This window comes from Streptomyces sp. NBC_01450 (assembly GCF_036227505.1).
Classification (GTDB): Bacteria; Actinomycetota; Actinomycetes; order Streptomycetales; family Streptomycetaceae; genus Streptomyces.
Window position 1 is genome coordinate 10615370 of record NZ_CP109480.1, and the last position, 17202, is coordinate 10632571.

The window sequence follows — 17202 nt, forward strand, 5'->3', positions numbered from 1 at the left end:
ACCGGAACGCGCTGGACCGCAGGGGATCAGCCCGACGCGGGCCGGTGCCTCAGGGCGAGACCCGGCCGCGCTTCACTCTCCCATGATCTGTCCGTGGTACTGGCTGCTCAGCTGGGCCCGGGACCGTACGTCGAGCTTGGCGAAGATGGACCGGGCGTGGGTGCCGACCCTGTTCGTCGACACCCTCAGCTCGGCGGCGACTTGTTTGTTGGAGTACCCGTGCCTATGAGGCGGGCCACCGTGCGCTCGGCCTCGGTCAAGGCCGCCCACCCGACTGCCGTGCCGGGCTCGGCGGCCACCCAGCCGGCGCGCCGGACGCCGGCCTTGCGCAGCGCCTGCTGGACGCGCAGCATCGGGCCGACCGCGCCGCACTGCCGATACGTCTCCCAGGCCTGGTCCAGCTGCGTGATCCCGTCAGCACGCTGCCGCTCGCCGAGCAGGTGGTTGCCCAGGTCCTCTCGCGCCCCGGCCAGGAGCAGCGGACGGGGCCCGGTGGCCAAGACGTCGACGGCGTGGCGGAGCAGGTCACCGTCTCGCCCGGCCATGCCCTGGATGTGTGCCGCGATGCCTTCGAAACTGGCCACGCCGGGATTCCTGGCCGCGCCGGTCTCTGCCAGCGACTGCACCTCTTCGAGGAACACCGCGTCGTCGTCGGCGACGCCGATCCGGGCCAGGATCGGCAGCCAGCCCGGCTTCCAGGGCCAGGCGTCGCGTTCGGCGTGGGCCGAGCGCACCAGAGGCGACACCAACCGGATCGCGGCGGCCGGCTCGCCCGCGGCGGCGGTCAGCCAACCGCGGGTCAGCAGCAGTGGCGGGGCGTGGTCCTCGTCGGCGGGGGTCGGCCCGTTCCCGTCGAGGGCGAGCTCCTTCCGGGCGTCGTCCAACCGCCCACGGTGCAACGCGACCATGCCCACGATCGACGCCGCCTCCAGCTCGCACATCCGCGAGCCGAGTTCGCGAGCCAGGGTGACCAGGGTTCGGGCGCCCGCCTCGGCTTCGTCCAGGCGGCCCAGGTTGTAGTCCTGCCAGATCTGCGCGTACAGCAGTGCGGGCAGCACCGAGGCCGGGTGCCCGAAAGACTCGCTCCAGGCCTGCTTCAGCAGCGCCTCGGCGTCGTGGTAGCGGTCCAGGTGCTGCAGCGCCATGATCTCCTGGGCGAAGAACACCGGCTGGGACTCGGCGCGCAGCTGGCGAAAGTACGACAGAGAGCCGACGTGGTCGGCGCCGTTGCGGCTGATCTCGGCCAGGGCGTGCAGCGCGGTGACGTGGGCTTCATGGTCGTCCAGCCGCTGAGCGTCGGCCAGCGCCGCCTCGGCCTGAGGACGCATCGCCCCGGCTCCCCGCAGTCGGCCCTCCACGAGTGCCTGTAGGGCCGTCAGCCGGACCCGCGACGCAGGGGTCAAGTCGGGCCTGGCCAGGGTCGAGGCGCAGCGCGCCGCCGCCGACTCCCAGCGGCCCGCCAGCCACAGAGCTCTGGCGAGTACGAGCTCGATGCGCCCCACCGACTCACCGTCGTCCAGGTGCGCCAGGACCAGGTCGCCGACCGCCACCGCGTCATCGCAGCGCTGGACCAGGCCCAGAACCCGGACGCACTGCTCACCGAGGGCGAGGTACGCCGGATCGGTAGGTCGAAGCGCACGGAATGCCGTCAAGGCCAGTTCGCCGGCCGCTTGTGGCGTGGCTGCCGCGAGATCGACCGCAGACTGCATGACGGTCGTCGCGCACTGCGTCTCGCCGGGCTCGATGCCCTCTCGGGCGTGGACGGCGACCAGCGAACTCTCAGCGCCGGCGGCGGCCAACTGCGCTGCGCAGCGCCGGTGCAGGGCGCGCCGGGCCGACTCCGTCAGGTCCGTGTACACAGCCTCGCGTACCAAGCGGTGCCGGAACGCGATCCCGCCGGACTGCCAGGCCAGCAGGCCGGCACCGATCGCCTCGTCCAGCGCGGCGGCGGTCTCCACGGGGGAGAGGCCGGTCAAGTCCCGTATGTCACGTGGCGTCGTCGGCTGACTGAGGACAGCCAGGACCTGGATCATGTCGACAGTCCGCGGGCTGAGGTCCAGCAGCGTACGGTGCAACGCCTGGGCCACCTGCCGTGGGACCGGTGCCGGCTTCGACGCGGATGGCGCAGGCGTCTCGTCGTCCCTGTCGCGCGTGTCGGCCAGTGAGTCGATGACCTGCACAGCCAGGAAGGGGCTGCCGTCCACTCGCGTCAAGAGTTCGGCGGCAGCGGCTGAGGGCGGCGCACCGAGCCGGTCACGGGCGATGTCCAGGATCGCTTCGGTCGGCAGTGGCTGCAGATCCAGCCGTTCGATGGTGACCTGGCCGGCTCTGGAGCCGCTCAGGGCGCTCAGATCGTTCAGAGCGCTGTCTTGTGCAGTCCGTCCGACCAGCAGCCAGACGATCGGGAACGACGCCAGCCGGAACGGCAGGGTCCGCAAGAGAAACCGGGTGAGTTGGTCCGCTCGCTCGAGGTCGTCCAGCAGCAGGAGGACCGGGCCCGCACCGGTGGCGGCCTCCAACCGGTTGCCTGCCGCTTCGAGGAGCAGCAACGGTTCGTCCACCAGAGAGACCAGCTCTCTCAACTCGTCACCGCTGAGGAGCGGGTGAGCACCGTGACGCATCGCAAGCAGGAGCGGTGCGCCGGGGGAGAGCTGCCCGATCGCATCAGCGTTGGCCGTACCGGTCCGGAAGCGCAGCGCTCCGGCCTCGGTAGTGATCGCGCGGGCCAGCATCGACTTGCCCGTCCCCGGCTCGCCGGTGATGATCAAGATCTGCTCGTGCCCCCTACGCGCCGTCGCACGGAGCATGCGCAGAGCCGTCGTCATCTCCTCGGTACGGCCTCGCAGGATGTCGCCGCCGGGCGCACGCCGTGGAGCGGGATCCATCTGTACGGATCGCGTGCTCGCACCGTCCCGCTCCACGTCTGCCAGACCGGTCACTGAGCTGCCCATGGTCTTGCCTCCTTGCGGCATCTGCGCTTCGGTCGACCTGCGATGAAGAATCCCCCGGAGACCAGCCCTGCCGAATCACTCGATCGAGCCATACGTCCCGTGCAGCCCTGCCCTGCACGGCCATGAGCAGCACCGACAGCCAGGCCGAAGTGGTCCCGGACATAGGAGACGGCGCGGCTGGCACCCATAACGGGGCTCCCGGGACAGTCGCTTGTCGCTTCAGTCCGTCTCGGCATTGCCGGCGACGCCGCACAGCGACCCAGGAGCCGCTCCGGTCACCGCGCCGCAGCCGAAGGACCGCCGACTGGAAGGTCACCCGGCGGTGCGGGGCACCGATGTCAGGTTGGGTCGGTACCCCGGAGGTCAACTCGTTCTCTTCCCGCGTCGAGTGCTCCGAGACGGGCCAGCTCGACCCGGGACTTGATCCCAAGCTTGGAGAAGACATGCCGTAGGTGGCTGTTCACCGTGTGCGGCGACAAGAACAGCCGCTCGGCGACCTCGCGGTTGGTCAGTCCCTGGGCGACGAGTTTGGCCACCGATTCCTCGGCCGCGGTCATCGCGGCCCAGCCGCGAGTGGCCGGTTCACGGACGACGAGCCGCCGGCGAATGCCGAGGTCGCGCAGTTGGCTGCGGACCCGCCGTGCGTCCCAGACCGCCCCGAGGTCCGTGTAGCCGGCCAGGGCTTGCCCCAGGGCGGCCACTCCGGCCTCGTGGTCGGAGGTGAGAAGGCAGCTGCCGAGATCCTCGGTGGCCATGGCCCACTCCAGTGGTCGGCGGCACCGCTCGAAGCCGTCGGCACCCGCGCGCAGTTCGCGAGCGTCATTCGACAGCAGGCCCTGGACATACGCGCGAGTCGCCGCTGTCGCCAACGAGCCGCTGTTCGCCGCAGCGCGTCGTCGCACGTTGGCCAGCGCGAGTTGGGCGAGCGGATCGTCCCCCGTGGCGGCCGCGATTCTGGCCAGAACCATCTCGTCGGTGGGGTCTTGCGGGAACCGTGGAAGCGCAGGTCCGTCCGCGAGACCTGCCAGCCAGTCACGTGCCGACTTCATGTCGCCGTCGCCCATGGCGGTCAGCGCGAGCATCCAGGCAGCATGCTGCTTGATCACCGGTGCTCCGCGCGCGAGCATCACCTTGCCGATCTCGCGGGCCCGGCGCAGCTGCCGAGTGTCGGCCATGTGCATGGCCGCTCGAGCCATCGCGCACAGCCCCGCTCCGTCCAGCGCCGCCACGGCGCGAGTGCCGTCCTCAAGCTCGAATCGGCCTTCCAGTACGGCGGCGGCCTCGGAGATGCGGCCGAACCGCAGCCACAGACGGGCCTGCCAGGTCTCGTAGAGCTCATAGATCCAGTCCTGGCGATCGCGCTGCGCCGAGGCGAGTCCATCCCGCGCGATTGCGAACGCCTCGTCCTCCCGGTCGAGGTGGGACATGATCTCGCCGCAGTACATCTGGACCATCCGGATCCGGGTGTTCTCACCGGCCGCCAGGCCTTCGCGAGCCGTGTTCGTGAACAACTCGACGGCCTCGTCGAACCGTTCGTCGGCATAGGCGAGGCCGGCCTCGGCGACGCCGAGGATGAGTAATGCACGGGGATCGTCGGTCGCGGCAGCAGCTTCGCGCGCTTGAGGCATTGACCGCAGCGCTTCCTCGATCCGTCCACCGACCAGGAGGTTGTAGGCAAGGCACGACAGGTGAGCAGCCCGTAGCGGCGGTGAGACGTCCGGGAGGTTGAGCGCTCGGCGGCCCGCTTCGACACGGGCATCGGCGGAGATGGCGAACATGCCGGCGATACTGAGGCGCACCTGCGCTTCCTGTTCGGCGGGCAGGGTGTCGCGCAATGCGGCGTCGGCGAACGTGATTGCCTCACTGGAGTTCCCGCTCGTGTGAAGCGCCACAGCGGCGATGCTGACGATCTCTCCCCGCTGTGGGTGCTGGAGTGGGGAGAGATCCAGTGCCCGGCAGGCGAAATCCGCGGCGGTCGCGGCGTCGGTGACGACGACCGCCTTGGCAGCCTGCAGCAGGGTCGTGATCGCTACCGCGTCACCCGGCTCGGCGCTGGCAGCGAGTTGGTGCGCGACCTCAACAGGAAGTGCGCCATGTTCCAGCAGGACGGTCGCGGCTTGGCGATCCAGCGCGCAGCGTGCACTGACCGGGACGCTGGCCCGGACCGCCTCGCGGGTGATGTCGTGCCAGAAGGCCAGCTTGGCGTCGCGCTCGATGAACAGGTCCGCGTCCAGGAGCTCGCCGACCGGCGCGAGGAGGTCCGGTGTCGGACGATCGAGCATCTCTGCCATGCCCGTGAAGGAGAAACGCCGACCCAGTGAGGCGGCGACGATGACCGCTTCCCGGGCCGGCACGGAGAGGTGCGCCAGACGCTCGCGCATCTTGTGTGCGACACGGCGTGGCAGCCGGGTGTCGCGGACGTCGGCGAGGCCGCCGACGATCTCGATGCGCTCTTCCTCCTGAAGTCCCAGGAGGGTCTCGACGAGGAGAAACGGGTTTCCGGCTGCCCGCTTGGCGAGCGCGAGCACGTTCCGGCCCGGCTCCGCGCCGAGAATTTCCGCCGCGATCGCGGCTACGGCCTTGGTCCGCAGCGGGCCGAGGCGACCCTGTGCAGGTCTCGGCTTTCGAGGTAGTCCAGAGTTCTGGCGATCGGCGTCGGTTGAGGAGTCGGCCGTGCGGCGATGATCCAGACGACAGGGACGTCGCGCAGCCGAAGGGGCAACTCACGTAGTGCCGCCGCCGTACCGGCGTCGACCCAGTGGGCATCGTCCACGCACACGGCGAGCGGCGCCTGGAGGGCACTCTTCTCGAGGAGGGCCTCGATGTCGCGAAGCAGCCAGAACCGCTGGTTCGGTTGTGGCGGGGGCGGGAGATCCTGCCGGGAGAGAAGTGGTTCGCGTCCGCCGAACAGCGCTGACAGCAGCGCGGACATCTCGACGGCGCTTTCGTTCGGCTCGGCCGCGACACTGCCTGTCCGGACTCCTAAACGATCGGCCATGGCCTTGGCCTCCGCCAGCAGCCGGGTCTTGCCGATGCCGGCACCGCCGGTGACCACGACGGTGCTGCCGTGTCCCTCGGTGACTCGTCGGAGTTCGTTCTCGATGATTCCGAGCTCGCCGGAGCGGCCGCGGAGTTCACAGGGCCACCATCGTTCCCTGTTCATCGACCGTCCCCTTTGACCCTTTGCCGAATAAAAGCAAGACGCTGGATTCGCGTCCTCGGCACCGGGCCTCGACGTAGAGCAGCGCACTCACGATGAGTGCGCAGAGTACCAAGCGAATGGGGTTGATCACCAGCAAGTGAATCTGAATTCCGGAGGCCTCAACCACCAGGGAGGCCGGATCGACGACGCTCGGTCCCACTCGGGCCTTCTGGCTCAACATGCCCGGTCGGATAAACGTGCATAGGGCAGTTAAATGTGCAGGGGTGGTCGAAGCTTGTAGGCGCCAACGCTGTCGGCGGGTTCGAACTCGCCGACGCAGCAGTCACTTACGGGCCGCACGGCAAGTGATGCCTCGTCAGGTGTGGTCGTGGTGTTCGTCGAGCGATGGCCGCCGATCGACTGATCTGATTCAACGCACGATCGGCCTCGGTGGGCCCACCCCAAACTCCGAATTCTTTCCGTGTGGATATTACGAAATCGGCGCACTTCTCTCGGGCCGGAAACCCGAGGTGTCAAGGGCTAGCTTCTTCCGAGCTCGGAGATCCAGTCCTCACTCGCCCGGAGGAGAGGGGAAAATGGAATTGCCAGTCAGCCTGGCCCACGTCCGGCAGTCGTTCCTTTCTATTCCTTGCGGAAGCGTTGTTCTTTTCGTGACTGGACGATAGGCGGAACCTGACGCGCCGAAACGGAAGAGCAGCGACGAGCCGGCGAATGGCGGTCGAGGCGGCCGGCGGTGAGTCCGAGGACCGAGGCATCCGACAGTTCGCCGCACTCGGACCCGAGCTACGGTTGTGACGGCGGTCGCATAAAGGTGTGGCGCGCGGCTCGCTCCAGTCGCTGCGCACCGACCGCCGCGCGGAGTGAGCAAGACACATGGACCGAGTGCCCAGCAGGGGTAGGGGCCCGCGAACCGGAGGGAACCGCAGGTTCCGCGCAAGGGAACATGTTTGTGTCTCGGTTCGGCCATACGACAACGCGTCCTCGAGCGCTGCACCCGGAGTTGCGCTCTGTCAGCTGAAGAAGGGATCGTCGACGACGTGCGCCCAGCCGCCGTCGGGCTGCCGCCGGAGGATCTCGCTCGTGTTGGAGACGACTGCTTCCGGCGCGACCCCGGTCAGTGTGGCGGTGTTGGATACCAAGGCGACGTCGTCGACCACACGGAGGTCGCGCAGCTCCAGCTTGAGTTGGGCACCGCTGTCGATCAACTGCCGCAGGGCATGCCGGATAGCCTCTGTGCCGACAACGTGCTCGCCTGGTGCGGGAACGAAGTGGGCGTTCGGCTCGTAGAGCGACACGAGGCCCTCGAGGTCTCCGGCCCGGAGGTACTCCATGAACAAGGTCGCCACCGCCTCGGGGGTTTCAGCACGCCGTCGACGGTCGGTGCCGATGGGTTTGTCGCCCCAACCGGCCGTGGCAAGCAGGTCGTACCAGTCGGGATGGGCGCCGTACGGCAGATGGCGGCGCAACAACTGGCCGGCAAAAGTCATCGGGCTTGCCTTCTGGGGCTTGACCTTGGCCTGGCTGAGGACGGCTTCGGTGAGCCCGTACCCCAGGTCGGCGCGCGGAAGCAGCACGTGTACGTCGTCGGCGAGGCCGGCGGGGATACTCTCGCGGCCCGCACCGAGGATGTCGGTGAGGATGCCCGCCTGGGTCATGGACACTTCGGGCCCCTTCCGCTCGGCGATGCCGTCGGACGTGTGCAGGGCGATGGCGTCCCAGGCGATCTCTGCGCGTCGTTCGTCGACTCCGTGTTCCCGTAGAAAGGCTGCCGCGGTGTCGGCCCCGTCGACCTCGAAACGCTGGTCGCCGTTCCCTGCCTCGCTCAACCCGACGTCGTGCAGGACGCAGCTGAGGAAGAGGAGTTCGTCGTCGTAGTCCGAGCCTGCCCGCAGGCCGCGGTGCGCGGCGTGGGCGCGGGCGAAGACGTAGCTGCGGATGCTGTGGTGGAGGATGAACTCGGGTGTGGCGCGTGCGGTGAACGCGAATGCCTCTCGGGCGATCTCCGAGTCGGGAAGGGCTAGTAGACTGTCGCAGCTAATTCCTGGGATAGAGGTGGCGCAGTTTGATGCGTGCGTCGTGGGTGGTGAACTGCCAGTCCACCTGACGTTGGTCGGTGTTGGTGGCGTTCTGCCAGGCTGAGAGTTCGGTGTTGAGGGTGTCGAGGTCGCCGATCCGGCGGTCGAGACATTGCCTGGTCAGCGCGGAGAGTTCGATCTCGGCGATGTTGAGCCATGACCCGTGCTTGGGCGTGTGGTGGATCTCGAGGCGCTGAGCCAGGGCGAAGGCCTCTTCTGGTTCGAATGCCTCGTACAGTGAGGCGATGCCGTGGGTGTTGAGGTTGTCCATCACCAGCACAACCGTCTCGGCATCGGGGTAGTCCACGCTCAGCAGCTGCCTGACCTGGCCGGCCCAGTCGATCCGGGTCCTCTGGGACAGTGCCTGAACTCGACGCCACCCGCGCAGGGGTTCGACCCATACGAAGATCGAGCACGTGCCGCAGCGGATGTACTCGCTGTCCTGGCAGGCGTCGTGACCTGGGCGGGCCGGGAGCGGGTCGCGGACATGGCCGAGGAGCTGGTAGGGCTTCTCGTCCATGCACACGACCGGACGTGCCGGGTCATAGGGCCGGGCATAGACGGCCAGTACGTCTTCCATCCGGGCCGCGAACTCCGCGTTCGCCCGTGGTGGGATGGTCCAGCACTTCTTCAGGTGAGGACGCAGTTCCGTTTTTTTAAGACCCGGCCGATGGTGGAATGGTCCAGATCGGGGATGTCCTCGACCAGTGCGACGTGCTTCTCCAGCAGCCGCAGCGACCACCGGGTATAGCCCTGGGGTGGCTGTGAGCACGCCATCGCGATCAGCCGGGCTTCGACCTCACCGGTCACCGGTGAGGGCACCGGCGGGAGGTCGCGCTTCTTCCGCGCGATGGTGGCGTGAACATCGCCACCGGTTTCGGTGAAACGCTTGGCGACCAGCCGCAACGTCTCACCGGAGACGCCGAGCCGGGCCGCGATCACCTCCTGCGAGCCGATCCCGCCTGCAGAGGTGTCGAGTGCGAGCAGCACCCTCGCCCGCCTGATTACCGAGGCCGGATGAACCCCCGTCGTGGTCACCCGGACCAACTCCTCGCGGTCCTGCGCGGTCAGCACCACCGGCCTCTTCTTCTGCGAACCCATCGCACCAGTCCTGTCCGGCAGAGCGGGAGAGGAATCTGCCAGACGCAAGCCTCTCAATCAAACAGCCCATACCTAAGCAGCGACACGCTACTAGGGCCGCGGCACACCTCAATCAGATCCACTCCCATGAGCCAGCGAAGGGTCCTGAGCGAAGGGTCCTGTCCGAGCCCTGCGCCACCCGCAGCTGCAGGAAATCACTGATGTGGCGAGCGACTTGTGCCGCTTCACCATCTCCCACCGGGTAACCCCGTCGGCCTCGCTGCCGAGGTCGCTGTCGCCCAAGGCCCGGCTGTTCTACGCCGTCGGCATGCAGACGGCCCGGATCGACCGGATCATCGAACACGCCGGTGCCGCCAAGGCCACACCTTCGGTGACAAGGAACAGCTCATCCGCGCGCATCTCGACTCCCGGCGCCGGAGACGACCGAGCGGCTGCTGCGCTGACGCCCTGCGAGTACCGGTCCTCCCCTCGGTGGCCGTCTCAGCGCGCGGCAAACAGCTCGGCGTGGCCAGAGAACCGACGGCGATCACCGCCGGGGTGGCCCGCGGTCCGTCACTCGACTGGAGACACTCAGCCGGCGATGCGCTGGTCGTAGGCGGCGCGTGCGGCGTGGACCTGGGCGGCGCGGTCGTGGGTCCAGGTGCAGAGGACGCGGGTTTCGTCGGCGATCTCGCTGCCGAGGTCGGTGAGCCCGTACAGGACCAGAGGCGGCGTGGCGTTCGGGTCAACCGTCCTGACGACGAGCCCATCGCGTTCGAGAGTGCGCAGGGTCTGCGAGAACATCTTGCGGCTGATCCCGCCGATGGAGCGCTGCAGCTCGGAGAACCGCTGGACACCGCGCTCCCGCAGGCTCAGCAGCATCAGCAAGGCCCACTTGTCGGCCAGATCCACGAAGACGTCACGGCTGGGGCAAGCCGCGTCGAGGATGTCCATCGGCCGTTCGGGGGCGAGGGTGATCGGTGGCTGCTCCTGCTGTGACATACCCTCCAGAATACATCGGTACCCCTGAGGGGTGTTGGTCTCCAATAGAGGTTATGCCGCCTTTGCTGAAGGCGCCAGTGGCCGGTACCTCGCCAGCGTCCGGGTCGGCAAGGCCGCGGCCGGTTGCACCAATTCCGCCTCCAAGAGCGGCGACAAGCTCAACCCCCTCGGCTTCATGACCCTTCTCGCGGCCCGGGGCCAAATGGCCTTGCATGCCGTCCGTCAGGTCGGCATGCGGGGGATGGCTCTGTGGCCGTCGACCTCACGGTAAAGCACGAGACTTTGCGTTAATGCCCTCTCGGGTCTACGCTGCTTCTAACGCACAGATCCTGGGCTTAGGGAGCTTCAAGGTGTTCCGCGTCGTCGAATCAAGGCTTGACCGAAACCCGGTCCCAGTAAGCCCTGAGCCTGTCCGGGCCCGGAGGCTGCTCCCACCTACTGCTGCGTTCGCAGGGTCGGGTGCCGTCTTCGCGGCGCTCTATGTGGCCGCAGGCGCACCCACACCCCTGTTGGTCGTTTTTGAGCAGCAGTGGCACTTCCCCGCTTGGGTGTTGACGGTCGCCTTCGCTTCCTACGCGCTCGGCCTGCTGGCGGCCCTGCTGGTCGCCGGATCGCTGTCCGACCACATCGGACGTCGGCCCGTCCTGGTCGGGTCGCTTCTCGTGGAGCTCGGCGCGATGGTCATGTTCGTCTTCGCTCCGGACATCGGCTGGCTGATCGCGGCCCGCACCGTCCAGGGCATCGCCACCGGGGCAGCCACGAGTGCCTTCTCGGCCTCGGTCGTGGAACATGCCCCGGAGCACCACAAAAAGCTGGGGACGATCATCACCAGCATCGCTCCGGCCGGCGGGCTGGGTCTGGGAGCCCTGCTGACGGGCATAGCGGTCCAGTTCAGCGGCCACGCGAGTGTGATCGTGTTCACGGCCCTCGCGGTGATCATGGCCGTCGGCACGGGTGTCGCCGCGTTCTCCGCCGAGACGGTCTCCACCCGCCCGGGAGCGGTGCGTTCCCTGATTCCGCGCGTCTCCGTTCCCAAGGCCGCACGCCGTGAGTTCGCGGCGAGCATTCCCGTTCACATGGCCGCATGGATGCTGGCCGGCCTGTTCATGGGGCTTGTCCCCACCATCATCCGCGACCTGCTCGGCCTGCACAGCGGTCTCCCGAACGGCGCCACGGCCTTCGTCGAGCCCGCGGCGGCCGCTATGGCCGGCCTCTTCCTCGGCCGTCTGGCAGCACGCCGCACCGTCTTCGTCGGCGGTACGGGCGTCTTGCTGGGTACCGCGGTGAACATGACCGGTGTCGCCACCGGAACACTCCCACTGCTGTGGGTGGGAGGCATCATCGGAGGCGTGGGCGTCGGCGCCTCCTTCTCCGGCGCCATCCGCACCATCACCCCACTGGTTCAGCCCCACCAGAGGGCCGGACTCTTCGCATCCGTCTACCTGATCGCCTACTTGAGCTTCGGGGTACCGGCGATCATCGCGGGACTCCTGATCGCCCCCGTCGGCCTGCCGGCCACCGTCCTCGGCTACGGCGTCGCCATCCTCGTCGCGGCCGCCCTTGGGCTGCTCGCGCAGTACCGCATCCACACGCACCGCTCACCGATGGAGCACACACCGCCGCCCCGCCCTTCAGTGAGCGTCGAACAGTGGGCCCGAAAGTGATCACGACATCCGCTCTCGGTCCTGAACAGGCCGCCAACGAGCACCGACCGTCACTCAGGCACCCAGCCAGGCCGTGTGAGCGGCGGCCTGACCAGCCCTGGGCGCCCTTGCCGGTGGCGCCGGGCCAGGAAAGATCCACACGCAAAGACCCTCAGCACGAGCAGGCCGTTCATCTCAGCGAGGAGGAAACGATGCACTCCGCACATCGCACTGCACCACCGCAGGCCCTGGGCCGCTTCGGAATCTTCAGCCACGAACTGCGCTCCGAAGACCCGACACTTCAAGACCAGCGGCGCCACGCGGCAGCAGAACTCGAGGATCTCGGCTTCGGCGCGATCTGGCTCGGCGGCAACAGCAACGTGCACCACGCGGCGAAGCTGGCCGCGTCGACCGAACACATCGCCCTGGCGACCGGCATCCTCAACATCTGGTACGAGGACGCCGACGCGGTGGCCCGGCAGCGGGCCGAGCTGGAGCATGCCTACCCCAACCGCTTCCTTCTGGGTCTGGGCGCGAGCCACGCGCAACTGGCCCAGAACTACCAGCGGCCCTACTCCACGATGGTGGAGTACCTCGATGCCCTCGACAACGCCGCCACACCCGTCCCCGCCGACCGCCGGATCCTGGCGGCGCTCGGCCCGAAGATGCTGCGCCTTGCCCGAGACCGGGCCGCCGGCGCCCATCCTGCCCTGGTCACGCCTGAATACATCGAGCAGGCCCGGGGTGTCCTGGGTGACGGTCCGCTCCTGGCACCCGTGGTCACCGTGATCCTGGAGAGCGAGCCCGCGAGGGCACGCGAGATCGCACGCGGTCACCTCGACCTGTACCTCCAACTGCCCAACTACATCGCCAGCTTCGAACGCCTGGGCTTCACCGACGAAGACTTCACCGGTGGCGGCAGCGACCGTCTGGTCGACGCCCTCGCCACCTGGGGCACCGACGACGCGATCAGCACCCGCCTCGCCGAATTCCACACTGCCGGCGCCGACCACCTGGCCCTGCAACTCATCACCGCGGAGGGAAGCGAGACCCCGCCGCGGGCCCAGTGGCGCCGCCTCGCCGACCTCACCGGCATCACCCAGGACGAGGCACCCCGCACCGAGTCCGCCGGTGGCCTTCCCAAGTTCGGCGACGACCACATCCCGTCGGGCCAGGGGAGGGCAGAATGATGACTGGCATCAATCGCCAATTCCGCCTCGCGGCCCGCCCGGTCGGCGTGTTCAAGGACTCTGACTTCGAGCTTGCCCGGACACCGGTACCCGTGCCCGGTGAAGGGGAGCTGCTGGTCAAGGTCACACACCTGTCGATCGATCCTGCCATGCGTGGCTGGATGAACGCAGGACACGTCACACCGGTTGAGGTCGGAGCGGTCATGCGGGCGATCACGATCGGACAGGTCGTGAACTCCCGCCACCCCGGTTTCACAGAAGGCGACTTCGTCCACGGCAGGTTCGGAGTCCAGGAATTCGCCCTGTCGGACGGAACAGGGGTCTACAAAGTCCATCCCGGGGACGGCAGGTCGCTCGCGGCATACCTCGGCGTCCTGGGAATGACCGGTATGACCGCCTACTTCGGGCTCCTGGACGTCGGCCGGCTGGCCGCAGGCGACGTGGTGCTCGTGTCGGGAGCGGCCGGAGCCGTCGGAAGCGTCGCCGGTCAGATCGCAAAGACCAGGGCGCTCACGTCATCGGAATCGCCGGCGGTCCCGAGAAATGCCGCATGCTCGTCGACCGTCTCGGGTTCAGCGCTGCCATCGACTACAAACGTGACGACTTTCTCGATCAGCTGCGCGACCACACCCCCCGATACGTCGACGTGTTCTTCGACAACGTCGGTGGGGATATTCTCAACCAGGGAATCACTCGCCTCACTCGCGGCGCGCGAGTCGTGATCAGCGGCGCGATTTCCCAGTACGACAACGCCGACGAGGTCATGGGCCCGAGCAACTACTTGACACTGCTGTACCGGAGCGCCTCCATGGCGGGGATCGCGGTCCCTGAATTCACCGACCGGTATCCAAAGGCGATGGTGGACATCTCCGACTGGCTCGCCACCGGTCAGCTGACGAGTATCGAGGACACGGTACAAGGCGACATCGAGACATTCCCGACCACGCTCAGACGACTGTTCACCGGCAAGAACACAGGCAAGCTCGTACTCGAACTCGAGCACTAGTCGTGGACATGACAGACGTAGATCGTCACCTGCCCTACCGGGCGGAAGCGTGACAGCTTCAGATGCACGGACGCGGAGATGCTACTGATATGAACGGAAAGCGCGTATGGCAGCCGCGATTCGGCGCCGAATTGTTATCGGTGAAACGGTCAAAATAATCGGCTCATATTCCGCCACCGCGCCAATCATCGCCTGGCATGGCTCTTGCACGCCTGCGACGGCCGGTGGGATCACCAGTAAACCCTCCTGCCCGAGGACACGTAAAACACGGTCTTTCACCGGTCCGCCGGACCGAGCATCTCTCACCTATTCAGGTGAGGGACGGGCAGTCGATCAGAGAGTGATACTTGAGGTCATGACATCTACCCAGTGCATTCAAACCCCATTCGGAGAAGAGTCGACGGCCGCCGAGGTAATCGAAGGCATCGACCTTTCCGGCAAGCACGCGGTCGTCACCGGCGCCGCGTCGGGTCTCGGCGCCGAGACCGCCCGCGCCCTCGCAAGCGCCGGCGCCTCGGTGACGCTCGCGGTCCGCAACACGGACGCCGGCGAGCGCGTCGCGACCGACATCCGTAAGGCGACCGGCAATGACGCCGTCCATGTCAGTCCACTCGACCTCGTGGATCAGGCGTCGATCGCTGCCTTCACGAGCACCTGGGCCGGGCCACTGCACATCCTGGTCAACAACGCCGGCGTGATGGCGCTGCCGACGCTCGACCTCACGCCGGACGGCTGGGAGGAGCAGTTCGCGGCCAACCACCTCGGCCACTTCGCGCTCGCGCTCGGCCTCCACGACGCGCTCGCGGCAGCCGGCAACGCGCGCATCGTGTCGCTGAGCTCCCGCGGCCACCACGCCGCAACGGTCGAATTCGACGACATCAACTTCAGCTCCCGCCCGTACGACCCGTGGCTCGCCTATGGACAGTCGAAGACCGCCAACGTTCTCTTCGCGGTCGGAGCGACCAGCCACTGGGCAGCCGACGGGATCACCGCCAACGCCGTCCACCCCGGCGTGATCATGGGGACGAATCTGTCTCGCTACATGGACCCGGAGCAGGCCGCACAGTTGCGCGCCCTTGAGGCGGCCGGGGAGACCGGGTCGATCCAAGGCGCGCCGTTCCGGTTCAAGACCATCGCCCAAGGTGCCGCGACGAGCGTGTTGGTCGCGACCTCCCCCCAGTTGGAGGGCATCGGTGGTCGCTACTTCGAGGACTGCAACGAGGCGGAGACGCTGACGCCTGAGGCAGTGGGAACCTCCTCCGGGGGCGCGGCCCCATACGCGCTCGACCCGGACGCCGCCGAGCGCCTTTGGGCGCTGTCGCTCGCGGCAGTGGGCGCGTGAGCTGAGTCCTCAGACAAGAGAGCGACGCTGAACTCGGGGCGCCGATTTCGGCAGAGGCGATTACGTTCAGCGAGCACAGGATTCCACCGACGGCGACTCGCGCTCGGCTGGGAGCCCCCGGCCGAGCGCCGGCGGGAGCGCCCCGGGGCTCGTCGAGCCCTCTGCGGGCCCGTCTTCGGGTTCCCGGGCTCCCGCCTACGTTCGCGCGCCAGGGAGCAAGTTCTCGGGCGTTCCGAGGCCGAGTCGTGAAGCCGGCGGCGATCTTGCCGACCCCTTTGCCGTCAACGAACCGACGGCCGGTGGCCTCTGCGAATCGGGGAAGTCGGCGGACGCATCGCCCATGTAGGTGGGCGTTCCGAACACCACGGCATCGGCGGCATCGAGTTCGCTCCACTGTTCATCGGTGACGGTGTCCACGGGGGTGAATGCGACGTCGGCACTGGCTTCCTCGGGCCTCGACGCCCCGATGTAGCGCTTCGGCGAGGACAGTGGGGTGGGCCGCACACCTGGCCGGGGTGAGCACGGACTACTGCGCCCGCCCGTCCGACCTGTGTACGCGGGTGTGCGCAACCCCGACGGCTTCCGGGAGTTGGGAATCGAGCCGCTATGTCTCGATGTCACCGACGAGAACCAGATCACGGACGCCGTCACCGCGGCGTCCGACGCGGCCATCGTCATCAACAATGCCGGCATCCAGGCCGGGCCGGCTCTGCTGGAGGGATCCTTGGAAGGCGCGCGGCGCGAGATGGAGGTGACCCTGGACGCGATCGGCCGCGACGAGCCCGAGATATTGGTCGATGAACTTTCCCGCCGGGTGCGTGCGGCGTTGTCCGGCCCGGTGGAGCTCCTGGAGCCGACGCCGTAACCGTGCGGCCGATTCGAGAGCCACGGTGTACGGCGGCTCCGCCCGCTTCAGCCCACGGACTTGGGCGGACTCCGTCTGGTCGTCCGTGTCTCGCCGCTCGGCCTCACGAGAGAGGACGCGCCTGCCCCGCAGCACGGGGACGTTGCCGTCTGCGCCCTCGTGCGGCGTTCGATCGGCGGTTCTCCGGTGCTCAGGATTGCTCCGGTGGGGCGGAGGAGGCGGCGTTGTAGCGGGCGAGCAGGCTGCGCAGGGTGCGGACCTCGTCCGGGGACCAGCCTTCGGTGCGCGTGTCGACCTCGCGGTGCATGAGGGCGTCGGCGCGGGCGAGGAGTTCCCGACCACGGTCGCTGGGGTGCAGCAGCTGGACGCGATGGTTGTCCGGGGCGGCGTCGCGTACCACCAGGCCGGCGCGCTGCAGGGCGGCGACCTGGCGGCTTATCGTCGACTTGTTGATGCCGTAGAGGCCGACCAGGTCCACTGCGCGGGCTCCGTTGCGTTCGGCCATCTCGGACAGCAGAGAGTAGTCGACGAAGCTCAGGTCGGGATGGAGCCGTTCGGCGTTGGCGCGGAAACGCCGGGAGAGAGTCACCAGCTCGCGGACGAGTTCCGGGATCTCCCGGTCGCCATCGGCCACGTGTATGTCCGTCCCTTCGGTCCGAGTGCCCCGTCGCCGGGGCGCTGCCCGTTGCCGTCAGACCGGCCGGCCCGGGCGATGCATGGTCCCATGCGTGATCATACGTGTCGCACGATCGTCAGTTGCATTTTGCATCAGTGCCGGCCGAGGGCTACATTGATTGGGTTGCAAAATGCAACTTGAGGCCCGCCGGGCACCCTCCGAGGGTGAGTCAACGAGGGTGTGCGGTGCTTCGGTCGTTATCGCCCCCT

At 67.9% G+C, this 17202-nt stretch carries 16 protein-coding genes and 2 pseudogenes; 6 read left to right on the forward strand and 12 right to left on the reverse strand.

The window, feature by feature from the left end:
* Positions 1-72: 72 nt before the first annotated feature.
* The 10 genes and pseudogenes from OG568_RS61650 to OG568_RS47370 all read right to left on the reverse strand — a co-directional run bounded on the left by OG568_RS61650 (position 73) and on the right by OG568_RS47370 (position 10271).
* On the reverse strand, positions 73-183 hold the full coding sequence (locus tag OG568_RS61650; protein ID WP_443077834.1) for a hypothetical protein: 111 nt from the start codon (positions 181-183) through the stop codon (positions 73-75).
* Positions 184-185: 2 nt separating this feature from the next.
* Positions 186-2951 carry an AAA family ATPase gene (locus OG568_RS47335; RefSeq protein ID WP_329536106.1) on the reverse strand — a complete coding sequence of 922 codons (2766 nt, stop codon included), beginning with the start codon at positions 2949-2951 and terminating at the stop codon, positions 186-188.
* 338 nt (positions 2952-3289) lie between these two features.
* Complete coding sequence (locus OG568_RS47340) at positions 3290-5479, reverse strand: helix-turn-helix transcriptional regulator (RefSeq protein WP_329536107.1); 2190 nt, start codon at positions 5477-5479, stop codon at positions 3290-3292.
* A 44-nt stretch (positions 5480-5523) separates the two neighbouring features.
* Positions 5524-6114: an ATP-binding protein gene (locus OG568_RS47345; RefSeq protein ID WP_329536108.1), complete on the reverse strand. Its 591-nt coding sequence runs from the start codon at positions 6112-6114 to the stop codon at positions 5524-5526.
* Entirely contained in the window at positions 6086-6334 is a 249-nt protein-coding gene (locus OG568_RS47350; protein ID WP_329536109.1) for a hypothetical protein, read from the reverse strand. The genes OG568_RS47345 and OG568_RS47350 overlap by 29 nt, the downstream gene beginning before the upstream one ends.
* A 106-nt stretch (positions 6335-6440) precedes the next feature.
* Positions 6441-6602: pseudogene (locus OG568_RS61655) on the reverse strand (hypothetical protein); the annotation flags it as partial.
* Positions 6603-7124: 522 nt separating this feature from the next.
* Positions 7125-8162 (reverse strand): nuclear transport factor 2 family protein, encoded by a 1038-nt coding sequence (locus OG568_RS47355; RefSeq protein ID WP_329536645.1) that lies wholly within the window; start codon positions 8160-8162, stop codon positions 7125-7127.
* Complete coding sequence (locus OG568_RS47360) at positions 8149-8931, reverse strand: IS630 family transposase (RefSeq protein ID WP_266624874.1); 783 nt, start codon at positions 8929-8931, stop codon at positions 8149-8151. Before OG568_RS47360 ends, OG568_RS47355 begins: the two co-directional genes overlap by 14 nt.
* Positions 8820-9290, reverse strand: coding sequence for a helix-turn-helix domain-containing protein (locus tag OG568_RS47365; RefSeq protein ID WP_266624875.1), 471 nt, complete (start codon positions 9288-9290; stop codon positions 8820-8822). The genes OG568_RS47360 and OG568_RS47365 overlap by 112 nt, the downstream gene beginning before the upstream one ends.
* Positions 9291-9860: 570 nt before the next feature.
* Complete coding sequence (locus OG568_RS47370; RefSeq protein ID WP_329536110.1) at positions 9861-10271, reverse strand: winged helix-turn-helix transcriptional regulator; 411 nt, start codon at positions 10269-10271, stop codon at positions 9861-9863.
* Positions 10272-10561: 290 nt separating this feature from the next.
* On the opposite strand from OG568_RS47370, the gene OG568_RS47375 reads away from it, so the two are divergent.
* From OG568_RS47375 to OG568_RS47395, 5 genes and pseudogenes are all read left to right on the forward strand, one after another.
* A complete protein-coding gene (locus OG568_RS47375) occupies positions 10562-11935 on the forward strand; it encodes an MFS transporter (RefSeq protein ID WP_329536111.1) in 1374 nt (457 codons plus the stop codon).
* Positions 11936-12126: 191 nt separating this feature from the next.
* Positions 12127-13104, forward strand: a complete 978-nt coding sequence (locus OG568_RS47380; protein ID WP_329536112.1) for an LLM class F420-dependent oxidoreductase — start codon at positions 12127-12129, stop codon at positions 13102-13104.
* Positions 13104-13376, forward strand: a pseudogene (locus tag OG568_RS47385) (NADP-dependent oxidoreductase); the annotation flags it as partial. The gene OG568_RS47380 and the pseudogene OG568_RS47385, both read left to right, overlap by 1 nt.
* A 278-nt stretch (positions 13377-13654) precedes the next feature.
* The gene (locus OG568_RS47390; protein ID WP_329536113.1) at positions 13655-14110 is read left to right on the forward strand and encodes a zinc-binding dehydrogenase; all 456 of its coding nucleotides are present in this window, start codon (positions 13655-13657) and stop codon (positions 14108-14110) included.
* Positions 14111-14465: 355 nt separating this feature from the next.
* Complete coding sequence (locus tag OG568_RS47395) at positions 14466-15452, forward strand: SDR family NAD(P)-dependent oxidoreductase (protein ID WP_329536114.1); 987 nt, start codon at positions 14466-14468, stop codon at positions 15450-15452.
* 195 nt (positions 15453-15647) lie between these two features.
* On the opposite strand, the gene OG568_RS47400 is transcribed toward OG568_RS47395, so the two are convergent.
* Complete coding sequence (locus OG568_RS47400; RefSeq protein WP_329536115.1) at positions 15648-15869, reverse strand: hypothetical protein; 222 nt, start codon at positions 15867-15869, stop codon at positions 15648-15650.
* Between the two features lie 76 nt (positions 15870-15945).
* On the opposite strand from OG568_RS47400, the gene OG568_RS47405 reads away from it, so the two are divergent.
* Positions 15946-16317, forward strand: a complete 372-nt coding sequence (locus OG568_RS47405; protein WP_329536116.1) for a hypothetical protein — start codon at positions 15946-15948, stop codon at positions 16315-16317.
* Positions 16318-16507: 190 nt separating this feature from the next.
* Here the strand turns inward: OG568_RS47405 and OG568_RS47410 are convergent, their stop codons facing one another.
* A complete protein-coding gene (locus tag OG568_RS47410; RefSeq protein ID WP_329536117.1) occupies positions 16508-16951 on the reverse strand; it encodes a MarR family winged helix-turn-helix transcriptional regulator in 444 nt (147 codons plus the stop codon).
* Between the last annotated feature and the right edge of the window lie 251 nt (positions 16952-17202).

What these genes read in the sequence shown, in the direction of transcription:
- OG568_RS47345 (WP_329536108.1), bottom strand. Translation starts at nt 6,114, where the DNA reads ATGAACAGGGAACGATGGTGGCCCTGTGAACTCCGCGGCCGCTCCGGC.
- OG568_RS47370 (WP_329536110.1), bottom strand. Translation starts at nt 10,271, where the DNA reads ATGTCACAGCAGGAGCAGCCACCGATCACCCTCGCCCCCGAACGGCCG.
- OG568_RS47395 (WP_329536114.1), top strand. Translation starts at nt 14,466, where the DNA reads ATGACATCTACCCAGTGCATTCAAACCCCATTCGGAGAAGAGTCGACG.
- OG568_RS47380 (WP_329536112.1), top strand. Translation starts at nt 12,127, where the DNA reads ATGCACTCCGCACATCGCACTGCACCACCGCAGGCCCTGGGCCGCTTC.
- OG568_RS47375 (WP_329536111.1), top strand. Translation starts at nt 10,562, where the DNA reads ATGCCCTCTCGGGTCTACGCTGCTTCTAACGCACAGATCCTGGGCTTA.
- OG568_RS47390 (WP_329536113.1), top strand. Translation starts at nt 13,655, where the DNA reads ATGCTCGTCGACCGTCTCGGGTTCAGCGCTGCCATCGACTACAAACGT.
- OG568_RS47350 (WP_329536109.1), bottom strand. Translation starts at nt 6,334, where the DNA reads ATGTTGAGCCAGAAGGCCCGAGTGGGACCGAGCGTCGTCGATCCGGCC.
- OG568_RS47365 (WP_266624875.1), bottom strand. Translation starts at nt 9,290, where the DNA reads ATGGGTTCGCAGAAGAAGAGGCCGGTGGTGCTGACCGCGCAGGACCGC.
- OG568_RS47335 (WP_329536106.1), bottom strand. Translation starts at nt 2,951, where the DNA reads ATGGGCAGCTCAGTGACCGGTCTGGCAGACGTGGAGCGGGACGGTGCG.